The organism is Actinorhabdospora filicis (assembly GCF_030269765.1).
GTDB classification, from domain to species: domain Bacteria; phylum Actinomycetota; class Actinomycetes; order Mycobacteriales; family Micromonosporaceae; genus Actinorhabdospora; species Actinorhabdospora filicis.
In genome coordinates this window covers 70,565-87,874 of the sequence record NZ_BSTX01000004.1, presented here as the reverse complement: position 1 = coordinate 87,874, position 17,310 = coordinate 70,565, and the positions used below count along the sequence as shown (strand labels likewise).

Here is a 17,310-nt window from a genome sequence, read left to right as displayed (position 1 = left end):
GTCCAAGGGATCGCGCCCGAGTGGTTCGGCCGGTGCGACTCGGCTCGGCGTGAGCGGCTCGGCCCGTGCGCCTCGGGCGGCGGGTGACTGAAAGCCCTCCCGGCTCCCGCGAAACCGATCCGGCGTGAGATGGCCGGTCCCGGGGGCCACGTCCAGGGTCTCAGAGTTCCAGGGTCTCAGAGTCGCCGACGCGCCCGCCACGCGGATCGACAGCGCGGCGGTGCTCAGTGCCGGCAGCCCGTCCTCCCGGCCCTAGACGTCCTCGGCCATGCCGTGCATGACGGGCCACAGCTCCACCGGGTCCACGTCCGCCCAGGGCATGTCCGCCGCGATCTCTCGTGCCCGTTCGGGCGAGTCGACGTCGAAGAGGTAGAAGCTCGCGATGTGCTCCTTGGCCTCGATGTACGGGCCGTCGGTGACCACCGGCAGCCCGTTCTCCCGCCGGACCAGCTTCGCCATCGCGGCGTCGGCGAGGCCGTAGGCGGCGATCAGCTCGCCGGTGGCGCGGTAGCGCGCGTTGAACGCTTCCTGCTTGGCGATCTCGGTGGCCCAGTCGGCGGCGGGGATCGCCCGCCACTTCTCCCGACTGCCGTAGATCATCGCGACGAACTTCATGCCGGCTCCTTCCGCACTGACGCGAGGGTGTCATCAGTGGGACGGAGCCGAGGCGGCGGGTTCGACACGCCCCGTGCGCCCGGGTCCCCGGCGTGACGGTGTCCCGGCCGGACCGGATCCCGGGCCGGGTGGCGTCCCGGGCCGGACCGTGTCCCCCGCCGGAGCCCCGGCCGAGTGGCGTCGCGGCTGACCGCGTCCGCCGCCGGATCGGGTCTCCGGCTAGACCGCGCGGCCGAGGAACGCCAGGAGCCGCCGGTGCCCGGGGGCGTCGTCGGCGACGGCCGTCTCGGGCCCGAACATGCCGGGGTTGCGGAACATGGAGAAGTCCATCGCGCGCATCTCGCCGAGCAGCCGCTCGCACTCCTGGTCGTCCACGAGCTTCTCCTGCCCGGTGACCAGGGCGAGGTCGATGCCGTGCACGAGCACCTCGGTGTGGTGGATCGCGGCCGCCGCCGGCGCGGGGACCGCGCCGAAGCCCAGCTCGATCACGCCCTCCAGCGCGTCCGGACGCCGCCACGCCGCCCGGTCGGCCTCGGCCGCGAGGTGGAACGCGTTCGCCGGCTCGTCGCCGAGCCAGTCGTCGTGGTGCTCGCCGCCGGGGTCGGTGCCGGTGAGCCGCGCGGTGAAGATCCGCATGCCGCCGACGAGGTGGTTGAGTTCGTCGCGGACGGTCCAGCCCGCGCAGAGGGACGCGTCGGCGTACTGACCGCCGTCGATGCCCGCGACGATCGCGGAGGTCATGTCGAGGGCGCGGTCGATCCGGTCGATGATCACGACGGGCTCCTTAAAGCTGTCCGAGACTGCGTTAGTGACCGTACAATCCGCCGGGCCTTAACGCAAGAGTGGGCGGCTTTAAGCTGGAGGGGTGACGAACGAACCCGCCCGGCGCCCCGGTGGCCGCAGCGCCCGCGTCCGCGCCGCAGTGCACGCCGCCGTCGCCGAGCTGATCGCCGAGCGCGGCTACGGCGGTTGCACCGTCAAGGACATCGCCGCCCGCGCCGGAGTCGCCGACACCAGCATCTACCGCCGCTGGGGGGACCTGAACGCGCTGCTCATCGACGTCGCCCTCGCCCGCCTCACCGACGGCTCACCGCTCCCCGACACCGGCGACCTGCCCGGCGACCTCACCGCCTACGCCGCCCAGGTCGCCCGCGACATCACCGGCCCCGCCGGTCCCGCGATCCCCCGCCTCATGGCCGCCCTCTCCGAAGCCGGCACCACCGCCCGCGCCGCCTTCGTCGAAGCCCGCTCGCACCAGCTGAACACCATGCTCACCCGCGCCCACGACCGCGGCGAACCGGTGATCACCACCGTGGAGATCCTCGACCACGTGCTCGCCCCGATGTACACCCGCGTGCTCTTCGGCGTGGGCGGAGTGGACGAGAAGTACGCGGCGGACCTGGTGAAACGAGCCCTCGAACGGGCGAGCTGACGGGGCGTGATGGACCCGCGCCCCGACCCTGCCCTCACAACCCGGCTCGACGCGGCGGGCAGCGCAACTCGGAAGCCCACCCGGCCAACGCCGACGTGGCACACCCCGGCAGCACGCCACGGATCCACCGGCGCGGCTGCCCACTCACGGCTCACCCCATCACACGGCAGGGCGGGTCGGGCGACACGATCCCGCCCTGCAGACGTACCCGTCTCGGCCCACCGGCGACACCCGCCCGGGAGCGGCTCGTCGATACACGGAGGTGGTGAACCGGCCGGGCAAGGCACGGCGGGATGAGCCCACGAGGAGGGAGTCACCGCACGCCGCCCCGATGCCCCTGACGGGCCGCCCCGGCCGCCACCGGGACGTGTCACCGTGGCTCACGGCAGCTCACCGGCACGCCCGCCGGGCAGCGGCAAGCACACCGGGGAAGGGCGGAATGAAGCGAGGAACACCCACCTGCGCGAACCGGCCCGCCACAGCTCACCCGCCCGGCACCGGCTCACACCGAAACGCAGCGGCGGACACGCCGGAAGGTGAAGGGAGCGGCATGAAGCGACGAACACCCCACCCCCCACAAACAGCCCCGGCACACCCGCCCAGCGCCAGCCCACACCAAAACGCGGCGCAAGCACACCGCGGAGGTGAGGCGGGACCGGGCGCGGCGAGGTGACGGGCGGCGGTGGGGTGTGACGATCCCACCCACCCGCACACCAGCCCAGCACCGGCCCACACCGAAACGCGGCGGCGGACACGCCACGAAGTGCAGAGCGGCATGAAGCAACGAACGCCTCACCCCCACAAACCAGCCCACCGGCGCGCCTGCCCGGCAGCGGCTCGCGCCAGGACGCGGTGGCGAGTACACCGGGGAGGCGGGGCCGGGCGCGGTGAGGTGATGGGCGGGGTGGGCTGGGGTGGGGTGGGCTGTGACGATCGCACCCACCCGCATCAACGGCCTCACCCCGGCCGCTCATCTCCTGGCGGCCCCGGGCGAGAACACCGCGAGCCCTCCACCCGCAAGCCCTCCACTCGCAAGCCGAGTGCGGCCGGAACCGGCGATTCGCGAGAGGTCTCTTGGGAGCCGGGGTCCAGGGGTCCATGGATCCAGGGGACGGAGTTCCCTGGTGGGTCCAGAGCGAAGCCCTGGTCTGGTGCGGGCGAAGCGCCTGCGAGCCGCACCCCCACGCGCTCGCCATCCCCACCGCCGCCCCTCCGGCCGACACCCGCGCCCGAGCCCCCGCGGCCGGAACGCTCACGGTCGCGAGACCCGGCCCCGGCGGCCGCCGCGATCGCCCCACCGCCCCCGCGGCCCGTCCGCCGAAACACACCCAGGCGCGCCCCCAAGAACGAACGGCCCCGCCGATGGCGGGGCCGTTCGTCCCTCAGCTCACATCGCGTCACTCCACCGCGTGCCCGTCCCCGTCCCCCCGGCGGCCGGGCCGCGGCGTTCTCATGGCCGGCGGCCCGGGGCGCGATGTCCTCGTGCCGCGCTACTTCCGTTTGAAGAACTCCAGTTCGGCCACGGCGACCTGTTTCCCGGCCTCGTACCCGAAGGTGCTGTTGATCGTCATCCGGATCGTCACCACGTCCGATATCCCGAACTCGAAGTCCTGGGCGTCGGGCTGGTCCTGGATCTCCTTCTCCTCCGTGGTGACCTTGCCGTCCTTCGAGGTGATCGTGAAGGTCACCTTGTTCGGTCTGCCCTGCGCGCGGAAGTCCTCGGGTGTCTTCGAGGATCCCGACGACACCACGATGTTGGTCAGCCGGACGGGCTCCTTGAACTGGACCTCGACCCACTCGTCGACGCCCGCTCCGGAGGGTGCCCAGAAGCGGTCGGCGACGCCGTCGATGACGTACTCGGGTTTGGCGTTGGTGCCGCTGGACGACGCCCGCACCTCGGTGGGTACGACGGGGACGTGCGAGGTGAAGCGGTCCTTGACGGTGTTGATCACCGAGTCGACCACCGAGCGGGCGGGCCAGAGGGCCACGGCGGTCAGGATCAGCCCGAGCACGAGGATGATGCCGATGATGCGCATGATGCGGATCCGGCGGGGCGAGCGGCGGGTGCCGGCGGCGTGCCACTTGCGGGGGTCCTCGGGGTCGCGCTTGCGGCGGAACAGGCGCCGCCACCAGGAGAGTTTCTCCTCGACGACGGTGTCGACGGTCTTGAGTTCGGCGCCGCAGCGTTTGCAGAACTTGCGGGTGTCGGGGTTGACGGCACCGCAGGGGCCGCAGCGGACCTCGCCCTCGGAGAGCAGCTCGAAGGGCTGCGCGTCGGGTGAGCGGCGTTCGGGCATGATCCGGCGCACGGGCGTGTCCGGGACCTTGCCGGGCTGGACGGGCGGTGGCTCCACCGGCGCCTGGGGCCCGCCCTGGACGGGCTGGGTGGGCTGGACGGGCTGCGGCGGCTGGTAGGGCGCCTGGGGCGGCCCGTACGGCGGCTGCGGCACGCCCGGAACCCTGGACGCGACGGCCGGCGGGATCAGGCCCTGCACGGGTGGCGGAGGCGTCGGGTACCCGGGCTGCGGGGCCGGCGGCTGGGCGTACCCGGTCTGCTGTGCGGGCGGCGGCGGGTACACCGGCTGCTGGACGGGTGCCTGCGTCGGCGCCTGGTAGGGGGCCTGGGCGGGCGTCGGCGCGGCGGGCTGCTGCTGGGACGCGGATGAGCCCCAGTCGAGGTACTCGCCGCAGTTGCCGCAGAACTGGTCGTCCTGGGCAACCGCGGCGCCGCAAGTGGGACAGGCGGTCATCGTGCCTCCGTTGCTAGTGGGGACGTGATCACCGGAGGCGCGGTGAGCTACGCCGCCGGCTTCTTGGTCACGGTCGTGCCGGAGAAGCTGAGGAAGGTCCGGCACTGGTCACTGCTGGTTCCGGCGAGGCGAGGACCGGGCGTGGTGCAGGTCAGCCGCAGCACGATCGACTTCTTCTCGGGTACCTGGAGACCGGTGACGTAGTGGTTGTCCCAGTCGCGGAAGTTCGCCAGGGACAGGGTGTGCACGACCACGCCGTTGATCTCGACGTCCACGCGGCCCTGGTCGCCCTGCGGGTTCATGATCAGCAGGTCGGTCAGGGTGAACGTGGTCTTCTCGGGCACCGTGTAGGACTGGGTGGCGGCGGCGTTGCCGTTGGCGGCGACCTCGACGCGACCGGAGAAGGGCGCGGTGGTGGTCTCCGGCGGCTTGCTGGTGGGGGGAGCCGAGGGCACCACGGGCGGGGTCGCCTTGATCTCGTCGACGCCCTTCTTGGCGTCGTCGGCGTTCTCCTTGGCCTTGGCGACCTCCTGCTTGAGCTGCTCGACGGGCGTCTCCACCGCGTTCTGGGCGGCGGAGGTGACCGCGGGCTTCAGCAGGAACAGCCAGCCGGCGCCCAGCAGGGCGGCCAGGGCGATCAGCGCGATGACCCAGCGGAACAGGTTCCGCGGCAGGATCGCGTTCTGGACGAGCGAGCCGTCCAGCACCACCGGAGGGTGTGTCTCTTCGCCCTTGTCGTCGAGGGTGGTGACCGCGACGGCGTAGGGCAGGGTCTGGGCGGGGCCGCGCCAGCGCGGCTTCCGCGCACGGATGGAGAGTTTGTGGAACACCGCCTGGCCGGGAGTGGCGGGTTGCTCGTCGGGCCGGGATTCGAAGCGCAGATTGTCGTCGGCGTCCTTGGCCGTGACGTGGAACCGGACGGGCACGTTACCGCGGTTGTCGACCGCGACTTCGGTGCGACCGTACAACCGCCCCCCGGCGGTGCGCGGCGTCAGTTCCGCGGTGGTCTCCGAGAACGGCAGGACCGTGACGACACCTTCGGGCGCGGTGGCGGTCTCGGGTTGCTCCTGCGGGGTGACCTGGACGGCGAACGCGACCGCGCCGGCGCGGACGTCGGACGTCCGGGGCGGGTCGAAGATGATGCGCGCTTCGCCCTCGGTATCGGGATACAGCGTCATCTCGGCGGGTTCCACGCGGGTCCACGCGGAAGCGGCACCGACGACGGTGAAGCGGTATCCCTCGACGATCGTACCGGTGTTACGCAGCTTGAGGGTAAGGCTCGCGGCCTCGCCCGGGGTCACGTCGAGCTCGGTGGCCAGGAGGGCAGCCTGCGTCGTCATGGGCCGACGGTAGAGACGGGGGTCCTTACACGTCCGCGCCCTAGGGGAACACGTACAGGCAGATCGTTCTGCCCTTCCGGTTGCCCGAACGGCTTACTGCCCATGAGTGACTGAGGTGACGCTACGGGTGAGCTCACTTCATGAATGGAGGATAGGCGTGCGCGTCCGTCTCGACGTGGCGACCACCGTGGCCTTGACCACCGCACTCGCCTTGATCATCGTGCCCGGCGTGGTCGCCGAGCCGCCACCACAACCGTACGACGCACGGCCGGTGGCGTTCGATCCACCGACGCCCGGACGTCTGGCGTACAGCTCGGTGGACAACAACTTCACCTACCTGGCGAAGCGGAACGGCTCCAGCACCGCCTCGTTCCTGCCCGCCGACACCTCGCCGCCGGTCGACACGAGCAACGCCGACTCGCACGGCGGGCTCATCACCTGGATCCACCGCCCGACCGAATGGGGACCGGCGGAGCTGTGGGTCTGGGACCGCGTGGCCGCGCCCCGCAAGGTGCTCACCGAGACCGGCACGCAGAAGATCGACGACCCGGCGCTGTCCCAGGACGGCCGGTTCATCGCCTTCGACCGCCTCGACGCGCCCGGCGGCAAGCGCGACATCTGGTCCGTCAACGTCGACGGCACCGGCCTGCGCAACGTCACCAACACCGCGACCATCGACGAGAGCTGGCCCACCTGGTCGCCGGACGGCCTGTCCCTCGCGTTCACCCGGGACGACCCCGCGCCCGGCACGCAGATCTGGAAGATCCAGCTGTCCAGCAGCGTGCTGACCCGGCTGACCTCCGGACCGTACTTCGACGGCCAGCCCGCGTGGGGGCAGTGGAGCGGATCGATCGCGTTCACCGCGAAGAACCGCTGGCAGCGCACCCTCGCGTCCGGGACCGTCGTCCAGACCACCGAGATCGCCTACATCAACGAAGGCGACTCGACGGTCTACCGGATGATGTACCCGACCTGGCAGAAGGACTCCTACGAGGCCGAATGGGCCGTGGACGTGGCCGGTCAGGAGACCGGACTGCTGTTCACCGCGCCCGGCGCGCAGACGACCACCGCCAACACGTCCGTCTTCTACTACAAGATGGACGCCGAGATCCCGACCGTCACGGCGGTGTCGGACAACCCCAAGGAGAACGAGCGACGCCCGTTCTCCGGGCAGCAGATCGGTAACGCCTTCACCACCGAGACCGTCGGCGTGGAGACCTCCGTCCTGCACACCGTCCGCACCGACGTCACCGACGACCGGCAGTTCTCGCCCCGCTGGGACGCCAAGGAGGACGGCCCGTCCTACTCGCCCGACGGACACAAGCTCGCCTACAGCCGGGGCGGCAAGTACAAGGCCGACATCGTCATCACCAACCTCGACAACAACACCGAGACCCTGGTCCCGGGCCCGCGCCCGGCATGGAACGAGACGTACGTGGACCCGTCCTGGTCCCCGGACGGCAAGTACCTGGCCTACGCGCGGGAGTTCCTGTACGCCGAGGACCTGGAGAACGACGAGGTTCCCGTACGCGTCAGCACCATCGCCGTGGTGGAACTGGCGACGGGCAACCGGACCGAGCTCCCGGTGACGTCCGACCCGTACAGCTACACCTTCTACGGCGAGCCCACCTGGTCGCCCGGAAACGGCGCCCTGGCGTTCGTTGCCGACTACGTGCTGCGCCAGTGGCCGGGCGAGGGCCCGATCCTGACCGCGGCTCCGCCCACCACCGCGCGGGCCCACTACCCGCGCAACGACAACGACCTGATGTCCTCGGTCTTCCCGTTCAACACCGGTACCCCGCCGACCGTCCTCACCGACGACTCGGCGTGCGGTGAGGGCGGCTGCCGCGACCTCGGGCCGGCCTGGTCGCCGACCAACCCGAACCAGATCGCGTTCTCCCGCAACGGCGTCCTGCAGTACGTCGACCCGGTGACCCACGCGGTCACCTCCGTCGGCGGCACCGCCGTCCAGGGACAGGACCCGGCCTGGTCGCCGGACGGTCTGCGGCTGGCCTACCAGGGCTCCGGCGCGGGCGCGAACTACCTGTACACGATTCCCGCGGTCGGCGGAGCGCAGGTCCAGGTCGTCGGTGCCGGGGACTACCCGACCCAGCCGAGCTGGCAGAACATCGCCGACTTCCAGATCCTGGCCACCGCCGACAACCCGACCATCGAGTTCAACCGCACCACGACGGTCCGGTTCGTCGTCCGCAACCTGGGCACCGGCACCGCGGTGCCGACCGTGAAGCTCACGTTCCCGGCCGGTCTCGCACCGCAGTCCTTCTCGTCCGACGGCGGCGGTGTCTGTGAGACCGTCACCTTCACCTGCACCAGGCCCGCGATGGCCTCGCAGGGCGAGTGGAACATCGCGGTCGTGGTCAAGGGCATCCAGCCCGGGGCCCAGCCGGTCACCGGCGTCGTGTCCAGCCCGATGGTCGACACCAACACCGCCAACAACTCCGCGACGACGACCGTTACCGTCCTGTCCCCGCCCGACATCGCGGTGACCAGCACGGTCAGCCCGTCGCCCGGACACGTCGGCGGCAGCCCCGTGGCGATCCGGTTCACCATCACCAACGGCTCCCCCGTGAAGGCCTACGGCGTCAGCTTCGACGTCGACTTCCCGGTCAGCCAGCCGGCGCCGCTCATCTCCGACCCCGCCCCATGCGCCCCGAACCTGCCGCCGTGCAACCTCGGCGACCTGGCCGCGGGCGCGTCGATCACCATCACCTACTACGTCGGGACGACGGCCGCGGCCTCGTACGACGTGATCGGTGTGATCCACGTGGTCGAGGGCACCGACCCCAACCCGGTCAACGACGTGTCGACCGCGCACGTGTCGATCGTCCAGCCGATCATCAACCTCAACCCGACCCTCAGCCGCCCCGGCCGGGTCACCACCGTCACGGGGAAGGACTTCCCCGCCGGATCCACGGTGACCTTCCGCTGGAGCAGCGGTAACAGCGCCTTCGAATCCGTCCAGGTCAAACAGGACGGGACCTTCACCACCGGCATCCTGGTGTTCAACCGGGAACGCGCCGGAAAGCCGGACCTGCTCGCCAACCACGGCGGCGGACCGCTCTTCGGGCCGGTGAAGACGCCGTTCCAGGTGGTACCGGGAGTGCAGGGGCCGCCCGACTTCGTCGGCAGGCACTGACACGGATTGAGAGCCAGTGAGGGAGCGCCGCCCGGGAGACCGGGCGGCGTTTCCTTTTCGGGTGTTTGAGGCTTGCGGCCGTGGTCTGCCTGCGGCTCCGCCTGGCGCCCAAGGGGCTTTGCCCCCTGGACCCCCACCAGGGAACTCCGTCCCCTGGACCCCGGGTCCAAAAGCACTCTTCGCGAGCCGGAGGCGGGCTTTGTTCTTCGGCACACGGTGATTCGTGGCTCTGGGGGTTGGTTGCGCCGCCGCACGCGCGCGCCCAGCTTCCCCACCCGATCAAAACCCTCACGCTCCCCCGCGTGGAGAGTCACCCTCGCTTCTCAGCCCGCGGCCCGTGGTCGTCTGCGGCATGCGCCCATCCCATTCACCACCGGATGGCACCCTGGTCTCATGACCGACCACGACCACGACGATGACGACGAGGGCTTCACCAACGTGATCTTCGGCCCCGCGTGCCTCGCCGTGCTCGTCTGGCTCCTCGTATGGCTGCTCGCCGGCCTCCCCGGACTCGGGTGGGCCACCATCGCCATCTCCGCGATCGCCATCGCCAGCGGCCTCGTCACCGCGGCCATCGCCTCCGCGGGACTGTCCCGCCGGGCACGCGCGGCGCGAGCCGGGCGGGACGCCGAGGCGCACATGGTGCGGGCCGTGGAGCTCTTCGGCTCCGCCGACCCGGTGACACGGCTGGCGGGGGCACAGGCGGTCGACCGGGTGGCCATGGACGAGCCGCGCATGCGCGGAGACGCGATGCGCCTGTGGTGCGCGTACCTGCGGCGACCGGCACCGGTGGAGACCGGCGCGTCCGTCATCGCACCGCTCGGCGGCGGCGACGGGGGTGCCGACCGGGTCGATCCCGCCGAAGCCGACCTGCGCCGGTCGATCCTGCTGCTCGTGCAGCGCCGGGCGCTCGACTGGCCCGGACTGGAGGTCGACCTGTCCGGCGCCGTCCTGCCGGGAGTGGACTTCGGCGAGGCCACCATCGCCTCGGCGGTCTTCGCGGGGACGGTCTTCGCCGAGGCCGCCGGTTTCGAGGGCGTGACCTTCGGAGGACGCGCCGACTTCTCCGGGGCCGTCTTCGCGCACGGCGCGAGCCTGGCCGAGGCGCGCTTCCAGAGCGAGGTGTCCTTCCACGAGGTCACCGTCGGCGACGGCGTCCTCGACCTCACCGCCGCCGGGTTCCTCGACTCGCTGTACCTGCCCGTCCCCGCCGAGCTCACCGGCGCCTCGGCCGCGCGGCCCGACCGGGTCCACGCGACCGGCTGGACCGTCCAAGACGGCTACTTCAGTCCGCTAGAACAGCCCGGCCCCGCGTTCGAAGTCGAGTAGCCAGCGCTTGCGCGCCAGCCCGCCGCCGTAGCCGGTCAGATCGCCGGTGGAACCCACGACCCGGTGGCAGGGCACGATGATGCTGATCGGGTTCTTGCCGTTGGCGAGCCCGACCGCGCGGGACGCCTTGGGGTTGCCCAGGTCCGCGGCGAGCTCGCCGTAGGTCCGCGTCGCTCCACTGGGGATGGTCAGCAGCTCGTGCCACACGCGCACCTGGAACTCGGTGCCGCGCAGGCCCAGGTCGAGGTCGAAGGACACCCGCTCGCCGGCGAAGTACTGGGCGAGCTGCTCTTTGACGTCCTCGAAGCCCTCGTCCTCGTAGTGGCCGAAGACGGACTGGTCGGGCCGGTGGCGCTGCTCCTCCATGTACAGCCCGATCAGCGAGGAGCCGTCGGCGACCATGGTGAGCGTCCCCACTGGACTGTCCACTGTGGCGTGTCTGGTCACGTCAGTCCTCCGGGAGGTGGTTGATCGCGTGGTCCTGGGTGGCCCACAGGTACTGGACGGCGTAGGCGCGCCAGGGTCGCCACTCGGCGGCGCGGGCGGTGAGCGCGGCGGGCGAGGACGGCAGGCCCAGCTCGGCGGCGGCGACCTTGACGCCCAGGTCGCCGGGGATGAAGGCGTCGGGGTCGCCGAGGGAGCGCATCGCGATCGACTCCACCGTCCACGGCCCGAATCCGGGCAGCGCCGACAGTCTCGCGCGCGCGATGGACCAGTCGGCGCCGGGGTCGAGGTCGACCTCGCCCTCGGCGAGCGCGTCGATGAGGGCGCGGAGGGTCGCGCGCCTGCTGCGGGGCATGGCCAGGGACTCCGGGTCGATCTCGCGCAGCGCGGCCACCGAGGGGAACAGGTGGGTGAGGCCGCCGTGGGGGTCGTCGACCGGGTCGCCGTGGGCGGTGACGAGGCGGGCGGCGTGGGTGCGGGCGGCGGCGGTGGAGACCTGCTGGCCGAGGACGGCGCGGACGGCGAACTCGGCCGGGTCGACGGTGCGGGGCACGCGGCGTCCGGGGGCCTTGGCGACCAGGGGCGCGAGGACCTCGTCGCGGGACAGGAGTTCGTCGACGGCGACGGGGTCGGCGTCCAGGTCCAGCAGCCAGCGGCAGCGGCTGATGGCGATGGCCAGGTCGCGCAGGTCGGTCAGGGACAGCACGCACTGGACGTGGTCGGGCATGGGTTTCAGGGAGGCGATGCCGTGCCCGTGCGGGAGGCGCAGGGTGCGGCGGTAGGCGCCGTCGCGCCACTCCTCGACGCCGGGGACGGCGGTGGCGGCGAGGTGGCCGAAGAGGTTGTCCGGGGTCAGCGGCGCGCGGAAGGGCAGGCGCAGCGTGAGGAGCCCGGCGGTGCCCTTGGCGCCGCTGCTGGAGCGCGTCCGCAGGTCGGTGGGGGTCAGCGCGAAGACCTCGCGGACGGTGTCGTTGAAGGTGCGGATGCTGCTGAAGCCGGCCGCGAAGGCGACCTCGCCGAAGGGCAGCGCGCTGGTCTCGATGAGCAGCCGCGCGGTCTGCGCGCGCTGGGCGCGGGCGATGGCGAGCGGACCGGCGCCGAGTTCGGCGAGGAGCTGGCGCTCGATCTGGCGGACGGAGTAGCCCAGCCGCCGCGCGAGCCCGGGCACGCCCTCGCGGTCGACGACGCCGTCGGCGATCAGGCGCATGGCGCGCGCGACCAGGTCGGCGCGCTCGTTCCAGCGCGGCGAGCCGGGACTGGCGTCGGGGCGGCAGCGCTTGCAGGCGCGGAATCCGGCCTGCTGCGCGGCGGCGGCGCTGGGGTAGAAGCGCATGTTCTCCACCTTCGGCGGCCGCGCCGGGCACGACGGGCGGCAGTAGATGCGGGTGGAGGTGACGGCGGTGAAGAACCAGCCGTCGAAGCGGGCGTCCTTGGCCTGGACGGCCCGGACGCAGCGTTCGGTGTCCTGGTGGACGCTCGTGTCTGGCACCCGCCAAGCATCGCGCGTGGCAGGGGCGATGGCTGGCGAGATTGCGACACCGCGGTGGAGGGCCCTCCGCTAACCGGTGGCGAGAGGGAAGCGGGCGCGCGGGCGCCAGCGCTCGCCGTCGAAGACCAGGAGGTCCACCGCCTCGGCGCGGGCGCGGACGGGCAGGCGGGCTTCGAGGGCGGCCTCGGCGGCGGCGCGGGTCGCGTCGTCCCGGCCGTGCACGACGGTCAGGTGCGGGACGACCTCGTCGAAGATCCCGCCGTAGGGCGGGCACTGCGGCCAGCGGGAGACCACGGCGGTGGTGAGCGCGTGGACGGGCCCGGCGGGCTCCGGGACCAGGTAGAGCACCCCGGGGAAGCGCCCGAAGCCGGCGAAAGAGAGCTCGAAGGCCGGGTGCGCGGCGAAGAGGCCGCGCAGCTCGGCGAGCACGCCGTCGTCGATCTCGCCCGCGTCGAGGAACGGGACGAGCACCGTCACGTGGGCGTCGACACCGGCCGAGCCGGTCTCGGCGACCCACGGGCCGATCACCTCGTGCGCCTCGGGCAGGCTGATCAGCAGGGCCGTGTCACCGGCGCGGTACCCGGGCTGGTCTTCGCTCATGCGCGCACGATAGACGCCCCCGTCACCTCGCGGCGCCGTCGGTCGTTAGATCTACGACCCCGATCGCACGTGTGTTCGCTTTCTCACTCTTGATGTCGCATTTTCGCCAGCGCACCCGCGTCCCGGCGGCGAGACTTGCGCCCATGACGAATTTCCGCGAGCTCCACGTCCCCGGCACGCCGCTTCTCCTGGCCAACGCGTGGGACGCCGGTTCCGCGCGCGTGGTCGCCGCCACCGGTGTTCCCGCGATCGCCACCACCAGCGCGGGCGTGGCCTGGAGCCTGGGCGCCATCGACGGTGACGACCTGGGCCGCGCGGCCGCGATCGCCGTGGTCGAGCGCGTGGTGGCCGTGGTCGACGTGCCGGTGACCGCCGACATCGAGGGCGGTTTCGGGGACGACGCCGAGGGCGTCGCCGAGACCATCCGGGGCGTCGTGGCCGCGGGCGCGGCCGGGATCAACATCGAGGACGCCGGGCACGGCCGTGACACCGCGCTGCTGGCCATCGAGGAGATGGCCGAGCGGATCGCCGCCGCGCGCTCGGTCTCGCCGGAGCTGTTCATCAACGCGCGCGTGGACACCTTCCTGCGCGGCAACGGCGACCTGGACGACACCTTCGCCCGCGCCGCCGCCTACATCGCGGCGGGCGCCGACGGCGTCTTCGTGCCGGGCACCGGTGACCTGGCGGTCATCGAGACCCTCGTGAAGGGCATCGACGCGCCGGTGAACGTGCTGGTCGGGCCTGGCTCGCCGACGGTCGCCGAGCTGGCCTCGGTCGGTGTGGCGCGCGTGAGCCTGGGCTCGGGCGTCGCGCAGGCCGCCTACGCGGTGGCGCGTAAGGCCGCGCTGGAGCTGGCGGCGTCCGGGACCTACGACTCGGTCGCCGACGCGATCAACTACGGCGAGCTGAACGCGCGCTAGGCGCGAGCCCGCCGGGGAACGCGAGCGCGAAACGAAAGAGCGGGACGGCACCGTCGTCCCGCTCTTTCGCGCCCGCGCCCGGCTTCGAGGCCCACTTTCGCCCCGGACCCCCTTGGGCTCGGCATCCGGGCCCGGATGCCGAAGGGGCCGCACGACGGTCGCCCGCCCCCTGAGAACGCAGAACCCCCTGCCGCGAAACGAAAGAAGCGGGAAGGCACCGTCGTCCCGCTCTTTCGTGCCCGCGCCCGATTTCGAAGCCCGCTTCGGGTGCCGGACCGCCTCGGGCGCGGCATCCGGGCCCGCCGCCGAAGCGGTCGCACGACGGTTGCCCGGCCCCTCGGAACGCAGAACCCGGTGGCGGTGTGGCGGTACACGGCGGTCTGGGCGACGGTCCCCCAGCCCCTCGGAACGCAGACCCCCTTCCCGCGAAACGAAAAGAGCGGGACGGCCCCTGGCCGTCCCGCTCTTCGTTCGTCGTGGCCACCGGGGTGGCCGGGCCGTGCGGCTAGCTGCCGAAGGCCGGTTCCGGCTCCCGGACGACGGGCTTCGGCTCCGCCTTGGGCTCGGCCGGCTCGGCGTCCAGGTCCTGGCTGGGCGCGTTGAACGCGGCCAGGTCGAGGGTCTTCTCCGAGCGCGCCACCAGCACCGGCACGACCATCTGGCCGGTCACGTTGGTCGCGGTGCGGATCATGTCCAGGATCGGGTCGATCGCCAGCAGCAGTCCGACGCCCTCCAGCGGCAGGCCGAGGGTGGACAGGGTGAGGGTCAGCATCACGATCGCGCCGGTCAGGCCCGCGGTGGCGGCCGAGCCGATGACGGACACGAAGGCGATCAGCAGGTAGTCGGTGACGCCGAGGTCGACGTTGAACACCTGGGCCACGAAGATCGCCGCCAGCGCCGGGTAGACCGCGGCGCAACCGTCCATCTTGGTCGTGGCGCCGAAGGGCACCGCGAAGGACGCGTAGTCGCGCGGGACGCCGAGCCGCTCGGTGGTCACCCGCTGCGTCAGCGGCATCGTGCCGACCGAGGAGCGGGAGGCGAAGGCGAGCTCGATGGCCGGCCAGGCCTTCTTCAGGAACGTGATCGGGTTGACGCCGCCCACGAACCGCAGCAGGGCCGGGTAGATGACCAGCAGGACGATGAGCGATCCGATGTAGACGTCGGCGGAGAACGTCGCCAGCGGCTTGAGGAGGTCCCAGCCGTAGGTGGAGACGGCCTTGCCGATGAGGCCGAGGGTGCCGATCGGGGCGAGGCGGATGACCCACCACAGCGCCTTCTGGACCAGTTCCAGCACCGACTCGGTGAGGCGCAGGAACGGGGCGGCCTTGTCGCCGACGGACACGGTGGCCGCGCCCACGACGATGCCGAGGAAGACGATCTGGAGGACGTTGACCTCGGTGAACGACTCCACGATGTTGGTCGGGATGATGCCGGTCAGGAAGTCCGTCCAGCCACCGACGTGCTCGGGCTTGGCCGCGGCCGTCCCGAGGGTCACGCCCTTGCCGGGGTCGGTGAGCAGGCCCAGGCCGATGCCGACGCCGACGGCCAGCAGCGAGGTGATCCCGAACCACAGGAGCGTCTTGCCGACCAGGCGCGCGGCTCCGGAGAGCTTGCGCAGGTTGGCGATGGAGATGACCACCGCGGTGAAGACCAGCGGCGGGACGGCGAGCTTGAGCAGGACGACGAAGTAGCGGCCGATCTCGGTCAGCGTCGTGGCCAGCCAGGACACGTCGTACTGACGGGCGACGAAACCGAGGAGGGCGCCGAGGAGGAGACCGACGAGCAGCTGTACGGAGAACGGAACTCTCTTGAGGAGAGCGCGCATGGAAGTGACTCCAGGGAGGATCCGCGCGAGGGCGCGGCGAAGTGAAAAAGGGCGTGGTCGAGCGATCAAGCGCGGTGGAAAAGGGCGCGATCAGCTACAGGCGACGCCGGTGACGAGGCAGTTGTCCACGTGTCGGCGGCGCACCAGCCAGACACGAATGACGGTGTACCTCACGGTCGGTAAGCGTAGGGGAACTTTCGCGTTCCGCCAAGGGGCGGTGACGAGCACCTCAAGGACCTCAGGCCTTGTACAGCTTCTCCAGGTAAACGTCACCGTAGTAGGTTTCGAGCTCTTCGACCGTTTCGGGCGTGTCCATGACCCGCTTGGTGAGCCTGGCGTGCGATTCCAGGACGTCGGGGTTCCAGGTCTCGGGCTTCCACATGTCCGAGCGCAGGAACGCCTTGCCGCAGTGGAAGTACACCGACTCGACCTCGACGAGGATGGCCAGGGTCGGCCGGTTGCCCTTGACGATCATGTCGTCGAAGAAGGGCGCGTCCCGCAGCAGCCGGGCGCGTCCGTTGACGCGCAGGGTCTCGATGCGCCCGGGGATCACGAAGATCAGGCCGACGTGCGGGTTGGCGAGGATGTTCATGAACCCGTCGCCGCGCTTGTTGCCGGGCCGGTCGGGGATGACGAGGGTCTTGTCGTCCAGGACGTGCGCGAAGCCCGCCGGGTCGCCCTTCGGGGACACGTCGCAGTTGCCCTCGGTGTCGCTGGTGGCGATCAGGCAGAACGGGGACGCCGCCAGCCACTCCCGGTCGACGTCGAAGAGGCGGTGGTGCTCCTTGGCGACGGCGCGGCCCTGCGGGAGTCCGTGCAGCTCGCGGAACTCCTCGACGGAGGTGATCTCGGCGTACTCGCCCATGGCGCGCTCCCGGGGTCGGCGACGATTCGACCCTAGTGGGCGCCGGGGTGGGGGCGCCATAGGGAGATCATCACATGGGACGCGGTGCTCACATGGGTTTCGGGTCCTTCTCGTGCTTCTCGATGTAGTCGATGAAGGCCGCCCGGACGAGGGGTTCCTCCTCGCCGTAGTTGCCGTGGCCGTGGAATTCCTGCCAGCTCTCCACGATGTTGTCGATGATCGAGCCGACCGAACCCGGCGACCCGTCGGTCTCGGCGTTGAAGGAATGCGGGAGATGCTCGATGACGTCCCAGAAGAAGCCCAGGTCGAGGCGACGCCGGGCGAGCTTGAAGGCGCGTTCGCGCAGCTCTTCGGTGGACAGGGTCTCCAGTTCACCACTCATGAGCGAATGATAGGGGCGTTTCGCCGACATCACGGCGGATTGTCGCCACCCCGAAGTGGGCGTCCGGACGGATAACCCGGTTGTCAAGTCCCTTGTGGATCTTTAGAGTTGTAAGCGGAAACCGTCTCTGACCAGGCAATCCGTGAACTGCGACGGAGATTG

Annotated in this window: 14 protein-coding genes; 4 read left to right on the top strand and 10 right to left on the bottom strand. The window is 71.4% G+C overall.

The genetic code is table 11. The features are described from left to right. Positions 1 to 252: 252 nt before the first annotated feature. Together QSK10_RS25360 and QSK10_RS25355 are read right to left on the bottom strand one after the other, a co-directional pair. The gene (locus QSK10_RS25360) at positions 253 to 615 is read right to left on the bottom strand and encodes a YciI family protein (RefSeq protein WP_285665505.1); all 363 of its coding nucleotides are present in this window, start codon (positions 613 to 615) and stop codon (positions 253 to 255) included. 219 nt (positions 616 to 834) lie between these two features. Next, the gene (locus QSK10_RS25355; protein WP_285665504.1) at positions 835 to 1,389 is read right to left on the bottom strand and encodes a TIGR03086 family metal-binding protein; all 555 of its coding nucleotides are present in this window, start codon (positions 1,387 to 1,389) and stop codon (positions 835 to 837) included. Between the two features lie 91 nt (positions 1,390 to 1,480). Between QSK10_RS25355 and QSK10_RS25350 the strand changes: the two genes are divergently transcribed. Next, positions 1,481 to 2,047 carry a TetR/AcrR family transcriptional regulator gene (locus QSK10_RS25350; RefSeq protein ID WP_285665503.1) on the top strand — a complete coding sequence of 189 codons (567 nt, stop codon included), beginning with the start codon at positions 1,481 to 1,483 and terminating at the stop codon, positions 2,045 to 2,047. A gap of 1,490 nt (positions 2,048 to 3,537) precedes the next feature. Here QSK10_RS25350 and QSK10_RS25345 read toward each other — a convergent pair. Together QSK10_RS25345 and QSK10_RS25340 are read right to left on the bottom strand one after the other, a co-directional pair. Further along, positions 3,538 to 4,797, bottom strand: coding sequence for an NADase-type glycan-binding domain-containing protein (locus tag QSK10_RS25345; protein WP_285665502.1), 1,260 nt, complete (start codon positions 4,795 to 4,797; stop codon positions 3,538 to 3,540). A 47-nt stretch (positions 4,798 to 4,844) separates the two neighbouring features. Beyond that, positions 4,845 to 6,137, bottom strand: coding sequence for a COG1470 family protein (locus tag QSK10_RS25340; protein ID WP_285665501.1), 1,293 nt, complete (start codon positions 6,135 to 6,137; stop codon positions 4,845 to 4,847). Between the two features lie 157 nt (positions 6,138 to 6,294). On the opposite strand from QSK10_RS25340, the gene QSK10_RS25335 reads away from it, so the two are divergent. Both QSK10_RS25335 and QSK10_RS25330 read left to right on the top strand, forming a co-directional pair. Continuing rightward, positions 6,295 to 9,294: a hypothetical protein gene (locus QSK10_RS25335; RefSeq protein ID WP_285665500.1), complete on the top strand. Its 3,000-nt coding sequence runs from the start codon at positions 6,295 to 6,297 to the stop codon at positions 9,292 to 9,294. Positions 9,295 to 9,687: 393 nt separating this feature from the next. Continuing rightward, entirely contained in the window at positions 9,688 to 10,623 is a 936-nt protein-coding gene (locus QSK10_RS25330; protein WP_285665499.1) for a pentapeptide repeat-containing protein, read from the top strand. Here the strand turns inward: QSK10_RS25330 and QSK10_RS25325 are convergent. The 3 genes from QSK10_RS25325 to QSK10_RS25315 form a co-directional block, all read right to left on the bottom strand. Next, on the bottom strand, positions 10,588 to 11,052 hold the full coding sequence (locus QSK10_RS25325; RefSeq protein WP_285665498.1) for a methylated-DNA--[protein]-cysteine S-methyltransferase: 465 nt from the start codon (positions 11,050 to 11,052) through the stop codon (positions 10,588 to 10,590). The two genes, QSK10_RS25330 and QSK10_RS25325, sit on opposite strands and share 36 nt — an antisense overlap. Before the next feature lie 19 nt (positions 11,053 to 11,071). Beyond that, complete coding sequence (locus QSK10_RS25320) at positions 11,072 to 12,556, bottom strand: DNA-3-methyladenine glycosylase 2 family protein (protein WP_285665496.1); 1,485 nt, start codon at positions 12,554 to 12,556, stop codon at positions 11,072 to 11,074. 69 nt (positions 12,557 to 12,625) lie between these two features. Further along, a complete protein-coding gene (locus tag QSK10_RS25315; protein WP_285665495.1) occupies positions 12,626 to 13,156 on the bottom strand; it encodes a 2'-5' RNA ligase family protein in 531 nt (176 codons plus the stop codon). A gap of 143 nt (positions 13,157 to 13,299) precedes the next feature. On the opposite strand from QSK10_RS25315, the gene QSK10_RS25310 reads away from it, so the two are divergent. After that, positions 13,300 to 14,076 (top strand): isocitrate lyase/PEP mutase family protein, encoded by a 777-nt coding sequence (locus QSK10_RS25310; protein ID WP_285665494.1) that lies wholly within the window; start codon positions 13,300 to 13,302, stop codon positions 14,074 to 14,076. A gap of 505 nt (positions 14,077 to 14,581) precedes the next feature. Here QSK10_RS25310 and QSK10_RS25305 read toward each other — a convergent pair. The 3 genes from QSK10_RS25305 to QSK10_RS25295 all read right to left on the bottom strand — a co-directional run bounded on the left by QSK10_RS25305 (position 14,582) and on the right by QSK10_RS25295 (position 17,148). After that, positions 14,582 to 15,901, bottom strand: a complete 1,320-nt coding sequence (locus QSK10_RS25305) for a dicarboxylate/amino acid:cation symporter (protein ID WP_285665493.1) — start codon at positions 15,899 to 15,901, stop codon at positions 14,582 to 14,584. Positions 15,902 to 16,139: 238 nt separating this feature from the next. Next, on the bottom strand, positions 16,140 to 16,766 hold the full coding sequence (locus tag QSK10_RS25300; RefSeq protein ID WP_285665492.1) for a pyridoxamine 5'-phosphate oxidase family protein: 627 nt from the start codon (positions 16,764 to 16,766) through the stop codon (positions 16,140 to 16,142). Between the two features lie 88 nt (positions 16,767 to 16,854). Then, positions 16,855 to 17,148, bottom strand: a complete 294-nt coding sequence (locus QSK10_RS25295) for a hypothetical protein (RefSeq protein ID WP_285665491.1) — start codon at positions 17,146 to 17,148, stop codon at positions 16,855 to 16,857. Positions 17,149 to 17,310: the final 162 nt, after the last annotated feature.